Source organism: Pseudoalteromonas phenolica, assembly GCF_005886345.1.
GTDB classification, from domain to species: Bacteria; Pseudomonadota; Gammaproteobacteria; order Enterobacterales; family Alteromonadaceae; genus Pseudoalteromonas; species Pseudoalteromonas phenolica_A.
Genome location: NZ_PNEC01000017.1, coordinates 38,363 through 50,910 on the forward strand (window position 1 = coordinate 38,363; position 12,548 = coordinate 50,910).

The 12,548-nt window shown below is 39.8% G+C and carries 10 protein-coding genes; 5 read left to right on the top strand and 5 right to left on the bottom strand.

Translation table 11 applies throughout. The annotated features are described in order from the left end of the window. Positions 1-194: 194 nt before the first annotated feature. Genes CWB72_RS09150 through CWB72_RS09160 form a run of 3 tightly spaced genes read left to right on the top strand, consistent with a single transcriptional unit; the run spans position 195 to position 4,467 of the window. Positions 195-2,087, top strand: coding sequence for an alkaline phosphatase PhoX (locus tag CWB72_RS09150; RefSeq protein ID WP_138630794.1), 1,893 nt, complete (start codon positions 195-197; stop codon positions 2,085-2,087). 54 nt (positions 2,088-2,141) lie between these two features. After that, on the top strand, positions 2,142-3,779 hold the full coding sequence (locus CWB72_RS09155; RefSeq protein ID WP_138630796.1) for a hypothetical protein: 1,638 nt from the start codon (positions 2,142-2,144) through the stop codon (positions 3,777-3,779). A gap of 4 nt (positions 3,780-3,783) precedes the next feature. After that, positions 3,784-4,467, top strand: a complete 684-nt coding sequence (locus CWB72_RS09160; RefSeq protein ID WP_138630798.1) for a manganese efflux pump — start codon at positions 3,784-3,786, stop codon at positions 4,465-4,467. A gap of 140 nt (positions 4,468-4,607) precedes the next feature. On the opposite strand, the gene CWB72_RS09165 is transcribed toward CWB72_RS09160, so the two are convergent. From CWB72_RS09165 to brnQ, 4 genes are all read right to left on the bottom strand, one after another. Further along, the gene (locus CWB72_RS09165; RefSeq protein ID WP_138568951.1) at positions 4,608-5,402 is read right to left on the bottom strand and encodes a substrate-binding periplasmic protein; all 795 of its coding nucleotides are present in this window, start codon (positions 5,400-5,402) and stop codon (positions 4,608-4,610) included. A 249-nt stretch (positions 5,403-5,651) separates the two neighbouring features. Continuing rightward, a complete protein-coding gene (locus tag CWB72_RS20855; RefSeq protein ID WP_252371519.1) occupies positions 5,652-5,834 on the bottom strand; it encodes a hypothetical protein in 183 nt (60 codons plus the stop codon). Between the two features lie 256 nt (positions 5,835-6,090). Next, the gene (locus CWB72_RS09175; protein ID WP_138630800.1) at positions 6,091-8,331 is read right to left on the bottom strand and encodes a DUF5916 domain-containing protein; all 2,241 of its coding nucleotides are present in this window, start codon (positions 8,329-8,331) and stop codon (positions 6,091-6,093) included. A gap of 133 nt (positions 8,332-8,464) precedes the next feature. Next, positions 8,465-9,751, bottom strand: coding sequence for a branched-chain amino acid transport system II carrier protein (gene brnQ, locus CWB72_RS09180; protein WP_138630802.1), 1,287 nt, complete (start codon positions 9,749-9,751; stop codon positions 8,465-8,467). 354 nt (positions 9,752-10,105) lie between these two features. Here brnQ and CWB72_RS09185 point away from each other — a divergent pair, with 354 nt between their 5' ends. Next, positions 10,106-10,522: a hypothetical protein gene (locus CWB72_RS09185; protein ID WP_138630804.1), complete on the top strand. Its 417-nt coding sequence runs from the start codon at positions 10,106-10,108 to the stop codon at positions 10,520-10,522. 94 nt (positions 10,523-10,616) lie between these two features. Beyond that, entirely contained in the window at positions 10,617-11,219 is a 603-nt protein-coding gene (locus CWB72_RS09190) for an outer membrane beta-barrel protein (protein ID WP_138630806.1), read from the top strand. A 31-nt stretch (positions 11,220-11,250) separates the two neighbouring features. Here CWB72_RS09190 and CWB72_RS09195 read toward each other — a convergent pair whose 3' ends face one another. Further along, the gene (locus tag CWB72_RS09195) at positions 11,251-12,426 is read right to left on the bottom strand and encodes a beta-propeller fold lactonase family protein (protein WP_212747882.1); all 1,176 of its coding nucleotides are present in this window, start codon (positions 12,424-12,426) and stop codon (positions 11,251-11,253) included. Positions 12,427-12,548: the final 122 nt, after the last annotated feature.

Here is a 12,548-nt window from a genome sequence, read left to right on the forward strand (position 1 = left end):
CAGAAAATATCTAGTCTTCCCTTCGTTTTATATTGTTTTTCTAATGCAGAAATACGTTTGTCTGAAATGACGAGTGTCATCAAATTAACCATTTTAAGTCACTGAACTGTAATGGATATTTAGCCTAACTTTAAAATAGAGCCTCTATTCTAGCCTGCGTTTTAAACTCAACAAACAACGTAGCAAGGTAAAAAATGAAAACTAATAGTCTAAAGCTAAGTGCCGTCACACTTAGTATTTTGGTTGCATTATCAGGATGTTTTGATGGTGATGACGGTGCACAAGGCATGCAAGGTGAAGCTGGTGCACAAGGTGTGCAAGGTGAAGCTGGTGCACAGGGTGAGCAAGGTGACACTGGCGCTCAAGGTGTTCAAGGTGAAGCTGGGGAGCAAGGCGATAAAGGCCTTGATGGTACTGCAGGTAAGTTAACACGGTTAGCAACTGTGCCAACTGGTGCTGAAGTTACTGGTATTTTCTTAACGAAAGAAGGGGACTTGTTCTTCAACGCGCAACACCCTTCTGATACTAATGTTGAAAAAGATGATTTAAACGACAAAACATACCATACCGGTACTGTAGGTGTTCTTGCAGGTGTTAACTTTAATAAACTACCAAAAACATTGGTTGATTCTCCGGTACCTTCAAGCGAGAAAGAACGTCAAACTGTGATGTCTGCATACGGTCAGTATCAAATTCTTGGTCAAACTGGAGATACTTATGCGGGTAAATTATCTTCTGGTTTAGGTCATATCTATTCACATCAAGATAATCAGTTAATCCTAGAAAACGATATGCCTGATTTTAATGGTTTCATTCCAACAGGTGAGGGTAAAGGTTATCTGTTCACTAATTGGGAAATGTACCCAGGTGGTATGAGCCGTTTAGCATTAACTAAAGATGACAAAGGCATGTGGTCAGTTGATGATGCCATGATGCTTGACTTTAAAGGTGTTCACGGTACTGCGGCAAACTGCTTTGGCTCTGTGACGCCATGGAATACACCGCTTACTTCAGAAGAGTGGATAGTTAACACATCGGTTGATTCTACAACGAGTGCAAGTTGGAATGATCAGTCAGCAATTGACACAAGTATCTTGGGTTATATGTGGCAGTTAACTGCACCAGATGCACCAAACCCATATCGTTATGGTTATATCGCTGAAGTACAAAAGCCAACAGAAGCTGAGCCTGAAGTCGTTAAACATTATGCGTTAGGTCGTTTTGAACATGAAAATGCAACAGTAATGCCTGACGGTAAAACCGTGTATATGTCGCAAGATGATACGGGTGGTGTACTGTTTAAATTTGTAGCTGATACGCCAGAAGATTTAAGTGCTGGTATTTTATATGGTGCTAAGTTAAAGCAAGACGTTGGTCAAAACGACCCTGCAACCACTGGCTTCGATGTTGAATGGATCGAACTTGGTCGCGGTGACAATGCCACTATCGAAGCCTGGATTGCTGACTTTGACGGTATTGGTACTGAAGACTATGTAGAAGGTGAAACTAGCTATATGACATTAGCGGATGTTGCAGCATGGGATAAAGGTGATGCAACTTATCCGACTGTTGAAAACGGCGGTGGTAAGGTTACAGCGGGTGCACCAATGGATGACCGAGTTGTATTCTTAGAGTCTCGCCAAGCAGCAAAAGCTAAAGGTGCGACTGCTGAATGGCGTAAGCTGGAAGGCATTTCTATTAATACTGATCGTGCTAAAGAAGCCATTGAAGGTGTTAATACGATTGCTGATGAAGAAGTTACAGAAGCATTTGTTTATATTGCAATTGCTGACCTAGATAAAACGATGATTGATGGCGAAGGTGATATTCAATTATCAAGTCGTGTGAAAGATTGTGGTGGTGTTTATCGTGCCAAGCTAGAAGCAGGTTATAACATCAGCCGTATTGAACCGGTTGTTATGGGTTCTACTTATCGTAGCTCGTTAGATGGCGCGGCAAGATGTGATGTGAACCAGCTTTCACAGCCAGACAATGTCATTGTTATGGACGATGGCCGTATCATCATTGGTGAAGATGGCTTCCAAGAGAACAACACATTATGGCTATACGAGCCAGTTAAGAACTAATCCAGTTGTTGCAGAGATCGTCAGATCTCTGCTTTTTCATCAGTGGTAATCATCATGCGAACAAGATTAATTTGGCTATCATCTATAGCCACTGCACTTTTCTCAGCGTCATGTTACGCCCATGAAAGTGCGGCTGAGTATAAACACACTAACACGCCCAAGGCGCTCGATTTTATTAAACAAAATGAGATTTATAATCCAGAGTCAGTGATCCCGCCTCAGTGTTACACCAAAACCGAAGGCAAGCATAACCCTTGTATGGCCTGTCATCAGAGCTACCCTAGCACAGATAAAAGACCCAATATCATAAATGATGGTGACTTGCAGGGAGACTATCAATTTTCAGAAGCGGGAATGACAAATAGTTGGACAAACTTGTTTGTCGACCGCTCACTAAAGATAAAAGATATTAAAGATAGCTTTATCAGTGAGTGGGTGAAAGAAGACAATTATCATTCTTTTATTAACGCTCATAAAAATCACCCACAAATAGAAGCTATAAAATTAGATAATCTTGCACTGCCAAAAAAAGCGTTCTTTGAAAATGGCTTGGCCAAAGATGGAAGTCATTGGGTGGCGTTTAACTACAAACCTTTTCCAAGTACCTTTTGGCCAACAAATGGCTCAACAGGCGATGTAATGATCCGCCTTGATAAGTCGTTCAGGCAGCTTAAAGGTGAAGATAGCCTAGACGTTTATTTTGCTAATTTAAGCTTGCTTGAAATGTCGATGAAGCGATTAGACAACATCACAGTGCCTAATATAGATGAGAGAAAGCTGCAGGTTGATCTAAATGATGACGGCAAGCTTTCTGTGATCACGACAATGCAAAAGCGTAGTCATTACCTTGGTGACGCTAAGAAAGTGCCTTTAACAGATATGTTATATCCAAAGGGTACTGAGTTCTTACATACTGTTCGTTACATTGGCGTTGACGAAAATGGCAAGCCATACAATGCAGAGCGCATGAAAGAAGTCCGCTATATGAAAAAACATGGTTTTAAAAATAAGCGTAAAGTAGCGATTTCATATCATCGAGAAGCGAAAGAAAAAGAGTTCGAACAATTACCTAGAACTGTGAATTTAAGAAAGCGGGGTATAGATAACGGATTCAGTTGGACTATCAATGGCTTCATTGAAGATGAAAAAGGCAGGCTGCGTCAACAGCATTATCAAGAGCTGCAATCATGTAATGGGTGTCATAAAACGATTGGTACCACAATAGATCAAACGTTTTCTTTTGCTCGCAAAGTTGAAGGCGTAAAAGGGTGGGGTTACATCAATCTTAAAACACAAAATGACACACCTACTCTGGGTCAAAAACAAGGTGAATTCCTAACTTACCTACAAAGAGTCGGTGGGGGCGATGAGTTCAGGCAAAACAAAGAAATGCTGCAAAAGTGGTTCAATCAAGATGGAACGGTTAAAACAGCGCAGGTGCTGGCATTACCTAATATTTATGAACTAATCATGCCTTCAAGACGCAGAGCGCTCGATTTAAATAAAGCCTATTTTACGATCATGAAAGAGCAAAGTTACTTGTTTGGAAGAGAAGCGACCTTGGGTGTCGCAACAAATGTACTTGAAAAAGTTGAAGATAATATGCCACCACTAGAAGAAAATTTCAGGTATGGCTTTGATATTCGACTTGATTGGGCGCAGGCTGAAAATAGCGGATCCTTAAAGGAGTAACGGTGTGGAACTACTGCTTGAATTTTTCTTTGCCTGTTTGCTCATGGGCTTAGCTATTGGGCTAGATGTTGCCATAGTCACAGCACTTTATAGTAAACAATTGAGCGATAATGCTGTGAAAGTGCGCTGGGTGGTGGGTGTCACAGCAACCCATACTTTGTTTCCGATGTTTGGCTATATGCTGAGTTATTTTGGTTTGAAATGGCTACCGAGTATTAGCCCCATCATTGGCTTAATTGCATTCGCGTTTATTGCTTATTTTCTGTATCAAGAGTTGCAAGACTATTATGAAGACGAAGAAGCCAGCTTTACACATAAAGCAATTTCATGGGCGTTGATCATCGCAGTGAGTTGGGATGCACTTTGGTCAGGACCGGCGAAATCAGCTCAGATCATAAATTGGCCTGAGTCTCTGGTGTGGTTGTCATTTTTTGTAGTCGGTGGATTAGTGCTACTGTCATCGCAAATAGGCTTGTGGCTCGGTCGCTATTTAATCGCGTCTCAGAAAGATCCCAAGGTGAATCGAGGTTGGCATTGGCTGCAATATTCGACCATAGCTTATTTCGGTTTATTGGCTTTATTTAGATATACCTTTAATAGCCAAGTTCATGATGGCGCGATATTCATGCTGGCAGCCACATTGGTTGGCAGTTACGTATTTTATCCGGTGGAACAAAAAAGAAATTAAATAAATGTAGAGAAAGGTTTTTATTCGCATGAAACAAAGGGGTAAGCGTAACACTAGCTACCCCTTTTTTCTTTTGCAAAGGAAAATAGGAAAACTCATAAATACTGCTTACAACTGATAGCCAATTAGTAACATCACTACTAATTTACTTGACTAATATTAAGTATAGACGAAGAAGTTGTATAACGCTTAATTATTGCACTAATATCTTTTTCTAAGTTTGCAATAGCTTCATTTATTTTCACGATATCTTGTTTAGAAAAGCGTTCTTTATTGAGCATAAAGTGAATGGGGTTATCATTGACAACATAAGGATGCAGTTGAATATTTCCGCCTTGGTATGTAGAGAAGTAATAAAGTGCTGCCATTTCATCTTCAACCAAAAACTCCACTCTTTTTAAATGTACCATACTCATGCGTTGTTTTATGCTCTTAACAAAAGCAAAATGTGGCTTATTTTCTGGTTTTTTAAAGTGCCCATTAAATTCTTCGCCGTAAAATGCCCCTGGATTAATCACAAATGACATTTTCTGGTCGAACAGGGTTGCTAAGTTATTGATTGGTTTGATAGGCAGGTGAGTAAATAATCGCATTCTCTCTCGTCGGTACGCTGCTGTAAAAGCAGCGATTTTGTCTCGTTCGTGATTGAAACTCGATGAGGGTAATACATCAACTAAACCAATGCTGAGTTCTTTTATGGCCCTGTCGGTGGTTGGTAACCTGACAAACTCAATGCAAAAGCCAGCCTTTTGGAAGACTTTCCTGCTTATATCAATTTCAAGGCCGAAGGCTCTATCTTGTTGATACATGACATAAGGCGGCCAAGAAGCACCGATGCCTATGTACACGGTTTTGTCATTGGCACACTGAGCAAACAAGTTATGGCTGAATAATAATAGTAAAAAGCAAACACTCAGTCGCAATATAAAGCCCATTTATCAAAAGCATTATTATCAATTAAGTATAGACAGAAATTAAATCCTAAGGAATGAAATAAGACGAAAAAAAAGATAAAGTGTTTTATGCAAGCGCTTACCTTTTTGCTAAGAATATTCGGATATTAACCGCTATAAGCTTATGGGCAGGATGACATATCTTTAGATAACTCGCTGATAAAATTACCTGACTTATCAAGATAGCGATAAACCATAGTCACGCCATACTCTTTGAATGCTTTTAAGTCTTTATTGCTGCACAATGGTTTTATTACAATATGTTGCAGCAGTGTTGTAAATTGACTGGCAATCTAATTGCTCGACACTGTAGTTAATCATGGTGTTGTTATAAATAATATAACTGCTAAATGCTGTAACTGAATCTAATCGCGTTTCTTCATCTAACATCACAGGCCCGTTTTTATTTAACATTGCTGCGGTCTTTGTAAGCTCAACAAATAAACTTCTTTGAAGAACAGTTTGTGTGGCAGAGCCTTTAGCGCTAAGAAGCAAAGTGGTAAGCAAAAAGGGTTTTAATCAATCCATTTTGCATCTTCATTGTTGCTAAAAAATAAATAATATATGAAAGAGAGGACAAAAATCTATGTCAAAAGTTACTTTTGCTAGAGCGAACCCCAAACTTCTAAATACTTAATTGGTGAAGAAGTTTGGGGTATGCCAATTCTTTTTAGAAACGATAGCGAACCTTAGCTACAAAATTGTCGCCGGTACGATTGTCCCAGCCCTCTTTAAATAACGAGAAGTTACTTTGCTCTAAGTCGTCGATTGACTGCCCACCTCGACTATAAACCAGGTATATATTTGATAAGGGGGCAATTTCGTAACGGTAACGAATTTGTAACCTAGTGGTAGAACGAGAAAAGTCACTCACTTGAGTATTTGCATCGAATAGATCGCCAGAGCCATCTATAGCAAATTGATTACCATTTTTACCCGTTACACTGACCCACTGAAAGCGAACCCTAAGCTCTTGTTTATCATCAATAGTAGCGTCAAAGTCTAAACTGTTTTCAAGTTGCTTAAAATCATAACGCGCTAGTTTATCATCTATCCAAAATAGACTTTGATTTTGCTGAACAGCCCAAAGGCTCCAAGAAACGCGATAGCTGTCTGTGAAATAATAACTTGGGTGATAATGGAATCGGCCACCATTGCCTTCTCTGTCATAGCTCTGTATACCAAAAGCGACGTGATGGCGGAACTTGTTCTGACTACCAAAATTATATTCGGTAAAGAACTCTCGGCCTGAGCCTAAATTAAAATCGCCATTACCACGTGTTGTTCTGTCATCTAGGCCAGAAGACGTATAGTCAAAGCGCCAAAACCAAAAAGCACTGTCTTTGTACTCTTCCGTTCCAGTGACCCCCATTTCGGTTCTTAAATGATCGCCATCACTATTGTGATCTCGCATAAAATAACCTTCAACACGGCGCTGCTTTAAACTGCTGCTTTCGTCAAAGTCGGTGAAGTAACGTTCATTGTTGTACCAAACACGTTGTAAGTCTGAACGCGATAAAAAGCCCAAGTCATTGACTTGAAACTCTTCATCGTAAACGGTGAAATTCAAACGCTGCTGCCAATTATCACTGAACTTGTGCACAAAGTTCAGCCATGCACCATAACCGTCCACTTGATCTTTATGCTTGTCTGAGTCAACAAAACTACCGTTTACTTGTGCGCGGATTTGTAGGGTGTCTGACACATCAGTTCGGTAATCGACACTGTGTACTTGAGACTCTCGACCTTGTGTGGCTTTATCTGCATAAGTTACTAGATAACCTAGTTGTGAGTCGTCAAAACGGTGTTGAGCACGAGCTGTGGCAAATTTATTAGACTCTTTTTCATTGTCATGGCCATCATCTTCAAATACCGCCATTACGCCAAAGTCATTATTTTGGCCGTTTGAAGTGTATTTAACGGCAGCATCGATATCACCATACACGCCAATTCGACGAGTATGCACTAGGCGCATACCTGCATTACCTTGAATATCGAATAGAGCTTGGTTTTCTGTGAAAAATGGTCTGCGCTCTGCAAAAAAGGTTTCATAAGGAGAGAAGTTAACCACTAAGCCATCAGATTCGACCTGACCAAAGTCTGGGTTTAATGCCACACTTAACTGTTGGCTTGCATCTGGACGCCAAAAGATATCAACGCCGATGTTACTGTCATCGGTATCATTCAACATATCATTTTGGTAAGTCGCAGAAGCAAAAATATCTAATGATGCACTGGCGTGATTTGCCACCTTTATTTGGCTAAATTCACGAATAAAATCAGGCTGGCTTGAAGACGTTGCTGCATGACTATAGCTCTTATTTGATTTCACATCGTGACGGCGAACATAAATACCCATTTGGCGTTCATCGCCATCGATGGCTGCCATGGGTGCTACATTCCATGGAATTAAATATTCTGCAACCCAGCCAGTATCGCTTTGCGTAGTTTTACCAAACCAAGTGCCATCCCAATCACTTTTAAAACGGTTATTGTTTTGCCAAATACCATCTCGCATAGAGCCGCCATTCCCCAAAGCGAAGCCATATGCTGTATTTTTACCATTATCGAAATCGATAATGAGTTCGATAAAGTCACTTTCAAGGTCACTATCACGGGCTGTTCTCATCGCTGTTTGTTCGTTTAACGGCTGCGAAGAAAAAACCCCAATATGTATGCCTTCTTTACTGGCAAAGTATTTCACTTCGGTTTGCTTGTCGGCAGCTGCAAGAGTAAATGGACTCGTTGTTTTATTGAGTGTTAAACTTTTTGCACTTTGCCATTGTACTTCATCGAGTACCCCATCAATTTGAGCTGCGAATGTTGACGGTAAGATAAATGCGCTTGAGAGAGCAATGGCGATAGGAGAGCGTTTTAGCCATGCTTTTAGAGTGTGTTTTATTCTTTTCATTTCTTATCCCTGTATTGCTGCGGGCATTATATAGAGAAAAACTGAATGAAAAATGAGAAGGCCAACTTTTGCACATTTAAATTGTAAAATAATATTACTTAGAGCAATTCGTTGGCCTGAAATAACTAAACCCTTAGAGTGCAGCTAGCGTTTTTCTTTTACCTTGGAAAACGAAGTTTGCAACAATGAAGACACTTAACGTTGGCACAATCCAGCCCGCATTGTATTGGTATAAAGGCAGGTAGTTTACAAAGACGTTATGGAGCTGGTCTGGCATCTTGCCAAGTATCTTAAGCGCATCAAAAACACCGCCAGTGATGGCTGCTGCAATAGTTAAACTGTAAACCAATCCATTAAATGGACGTTTTAGGTAGAAAAGACCTAGCAGAATAATACTGATAGCAACTGGATGAAGTACAACAACCAAGGGTAAAGTAATGGCTATCAGTAAATCTAATCCCAAATTAGCCACTAGGGTTGTCACTGCGACAATTACAATGGTACTGGTTTTATAAGTAATACCTTTGAAGTTTTGGCTGGTAAACTCAGCGCACGCACAGGTCAAGCCAATAGCCGTTGTCAAACAGGCAAGTGTCACAATCACGCCCATCAATAAAACTCCCGGAGTGCCATAAATCCAGTTCATATAATTTGATAACAATGCGCCGCCATTGCTTTCAACCATGCCATAATTTGCACCCACAAAAGCGATAGCGATATAGACGAAACACATCGATACACTTGAAATAAGTACAATTTTTATCAGGTTTGGAACGATAGGCGCATTTGGTGCTGCATTTTTAAGTGCATTGATCACTAACCAGCCAAAACCCACAGCACCTAATACATCCATCGTCATATAGCCCTCTGACAAGCCAGAGGCGATTGCGAAAGACTGATATTGTTCAGCGGTACTGTCGAGTTGTCCATGTGGGTATAAAAATGCACTGATGGCAATAAACAACAACATCAATAACAAAACCGGCGTTAATACTTTCCCGATTCTGTCCATTAATTTACCTGGACTGAGCGCAAAGAACAGCGTGGTTGCAGCCATCACTAAAGTAAACGGCAACAGCGCCCAATCGGCGAAAAACGGTTTAGCAATAAACTCAAACGATACGCTAAATGTTCTTGGCAGTGAAAAGAGCGGCCCAATTGATAAAAACAACACACCCCAAAACAATAAGTGGCCTGCACGAGGCAGCTTGTTGGTCAGCGCTTCACTGCCACCCATGTAGCTAATTGCAATTAAGGTAAGGGCTGGTAATCCGACTGCGGTGATCAAAAAACCTATGGTAGCTGGCCAGAAAAATTCACCTGAACCTTGGCCTAGTTGTGGTGGGAAAATAACGTTACCTGCACCTAAAAATAACGCAAAGGTCATAAACCCCAGCGTAAGCAAAGACGACTTTGACATGAAAACCTCGTAATAACCTGTCAGTCAATTGAGCGGCGCATTCTAGGGATTATTAAGGACAATGCAAATTTTAATTTGGCGAATCAAAAATGCGGATGAGTAGGGAATCTAAACATAGAAATAAATAAAAACAAGTGGGGAAAATAATTGATATTTCTTGCATAAACTATTTATAAATACAGTAAATTTCATGCTTTCATTTTTATTGGAATAGTTTAAGACGTGTTGAATTTTGCAGTTAGTTTTTGAAGAGTACTTTTACACTTTTCTACAACTTCTCACGACATTTGACGGACTCTAACAGGTAATCGCGTTAAATTAGACTCATCAAAACAAACACTTTAGGCACTTACGATGAATGCAGCGAAAACACTAATCTCACTCTCTCTAGCGACTCTATTAACCGCTTGTGCGCACCACAATAACGTGCGCCCTTCAGACAGCGGTGAGCATTATGTAAAGCTCACAGCACAAACAAAATCTGAAGCAGGCAATGAAGCATTAGAACAGTCAAGACACTTTTGTGATGAGCAAGATAAGAAAGCCTATGTACTTAATGAAAACATTACTTACGTTGGCAGTATGCCTGAAACGGAATATTTACGGAATTTAAATATCGCCAACGCAGTAGAAACGGCAGGTTCAGTGCTGTGGGTATTGGGTCAAAATTCTGTTGATGATGTAGGCGCAGCGATGTCGATAGGTGGCGGCATAGCAGAAGATTCAATGGGTCAGCCTTATGAACTAGTGATGAGTTTTACCTGTCGTTAAACTGTTTACAATGTATTACATCAAAGGCTTATACTAAGCAGAATAACTAATTAGAATTGCGACGAATTTTTAGGAAAGTAATATAAGGGAAAAAATGAAAATTCGCGCAATTCTTCTAGCAACCTCACTTATTTCATCACCTGCTTTTGCAAGCAACATTAACTTTGATTATGTTGAAGCGGGTTATGCAAAATTAACACTTGATGATTCTGAAATTAGCCCAAAAGGTTTGGGTTTAAAGCTCAGTAAGCAAGTAGAAGAAAACTTTTTACTTAAAGCACGTTATATCCAAACATCTGAATCAAGTAGTAATGCTGATTATGACTATGGTCAGTTTTACGCTGGCTTTGGTTTTTTGACGCATTTAGATGAAGATAAAATTATTGAAATATCACCTTACTATGAAAAATTAAAAACAGAATATAAATTTTCTTACAGAGGGGGGAGTGATAAAAGTTCGTACGACACAAATGCATATGGTTTAGAAGCCAATTATCACTTTGCGTTCAATGAAGCTTTAGACATGCTAATTGGTGCTGGCTATGAGCGCCTAGAATTTGATTCTGAGTCAGAAAATAATGCATTTTACCAGATACAATTAAACTACAACTTCTCGGAGAAGTTCACATTTAATTTTTCGCACAAAAATGTGAAAGATTACAAAAATACTGGTTTAAATATTCGTTATAACTTTTAATCTCAGCTTTCTGCACACAAAAAAAGGCAACTTAGTTGCCTTTTTTTGTTTCTGCGATTTTAAAAACAGCGAGTGCGTCGGACTTTGCCCATGTTGAGACAGCATGGTGTGAGTCTAAAAGTTCAAGTGAAGTCGCGGATTGCAAAGAGGGAACTGACAAAGTTTGTGTGTGCTTGAGGGCTGAATCTATTAATTCGAATTTATCAATCCGGTGACTTTGCTCTGAAAAAGTCATTATTGATTCATTGTCTTTTAAAAATGCCACCTTATTTAAGCCATTAATACTATGCTCTGTTTTGCTCATCACTTGCATTAATTCATAGCTTTGGTTGTTGCGCTGTTGAAACACAACGATATCACTGGTCATAGCATCAACAGCAAGTAAATATTGGCCATTTTGTGCAAAAGTGACCGAGATTGGCATTTCAAATTGATGCTTAATCGTTTGGGTATATTCAAAAGTGCCTGTTACGTTTTTGGTGTAAATTGAGACTGCTTTTCCATTCATGCCAGCAACAGCTAAAAACTGACCAGAGTCATCGGTAGTCACTGACACAGCGCCTGAAAGCGCGTTATCTTTTATTGTGTTAATACGTTGCGTTAAAGTCGGTGTGCCATCTTGATCTATGTCGAATACACTCACTCCGTGACTCACTGTTGAAGCGATAAAGAGTTGATTAGTCAGGTGATCAATATGCAGCTCATACCCCCCTAAAATTCCCATAGTATCTTGTTCTGGCTGGATCGTATCAGGCTGTTTAAAGACTTGCTGAAAAGGCAAGTTATCAGAAAGAGTATGTTTTAAAGTTAAGCCGGATGCTTCATCAAAGCTGAAGTGTAATAACGCACTGTGGTAGTAACTCAATACATACACATTTTGACTTTGACTATCTGTTACCACAGATAATGCGCCTTCGAGTTTGACATGTTCACTGCTCTTAATCGTTTGTTGGTGTGAAAGCGAAAAGTCATCATTTATTTTAAATACCGAAAGTGCATTGTCATCGGCACTGGCAACAAATAACCATTTCTTGTCTTTACTCAGTGCAATGTCGCGGGGGTTGTTTAAGCCATCAACTCCTTTATCAGTGTCTGTTAAGACGAAAATAGTTTTGCTGGTGGCCATCGATGTTTCGGCTTGTGTGATACCTACACAGGCAGAGAGTAATAAAATTAGGCAGTTCAATAAGATATAGCTTGGGTTCACGGCAAAGTACCAAACGATTGTTATTATTTTATTTCTATTTTGGCAGTTTGAAAGGGTGATGAAAACAACATTTTCTGCGCTGCCTCAAATTGCCCAAATTAAAAGCAAAAGGTGGATTGATC

Bases quoted from the DNA above. Each gene is read 5' to 3' on its own strand.
- CWB72_RS09150 (WP_138630794.1), top strand. From the start codon at position 195: ATGAAAACTAATAGTCTAAAGCTAAGTGCCGTCACACTTAGTATTTTG.
- CWB72_RS09155 (WP_138630796.1), top strand. From the start codon at position 2,142: ATGCGAACAAGATTAATTTGGCTATCATCTATAGCCACTGCACTTTTC.
- CWB72_RS09165 (WP_138568951.1), bottom strand. From the start codon at position 5,402: ATGGGCTTTATATTGCGACTGAGTGTTTGCTTTTTACTATTATTATTC.
- CWB72_RS20855 (WP_252371519.1), bottom strand. From the start codon at position 5,834: ATGTTAAATAAAAACGGGCCTGTGATGTTAGATGAAGAAACGCGATTA.
- CWB72_RS09175 (WP_138630800.1), bottom strand. From the start codon at position 8,331: ATGAAAAGAATAAAACACACTCTAAAAGCATGGCTAAAACGCTCTCCT.
- brnQ (WP_138630802.1), bottom strand. From the start codon at position 9,751: ATGTCAAAGTCGTCTTTGCTTACGCTGGGGTTTATGACCTTTGCGTTA.
- CWB72_RS09185 (WP_138630804.1), top strand. From the start codon at position 10,106: ATGAATGCAGCGAAAACACTAATCTCACTCTCTCTAGCGACTCTATTA.
- CWB72_RS09190 (WP_138630806.1), top strand. From the start codon at position 10,617: ATGAAAATTCGCGCAATTCTTCTAGCAACCTCACTTATTTCATCACCT.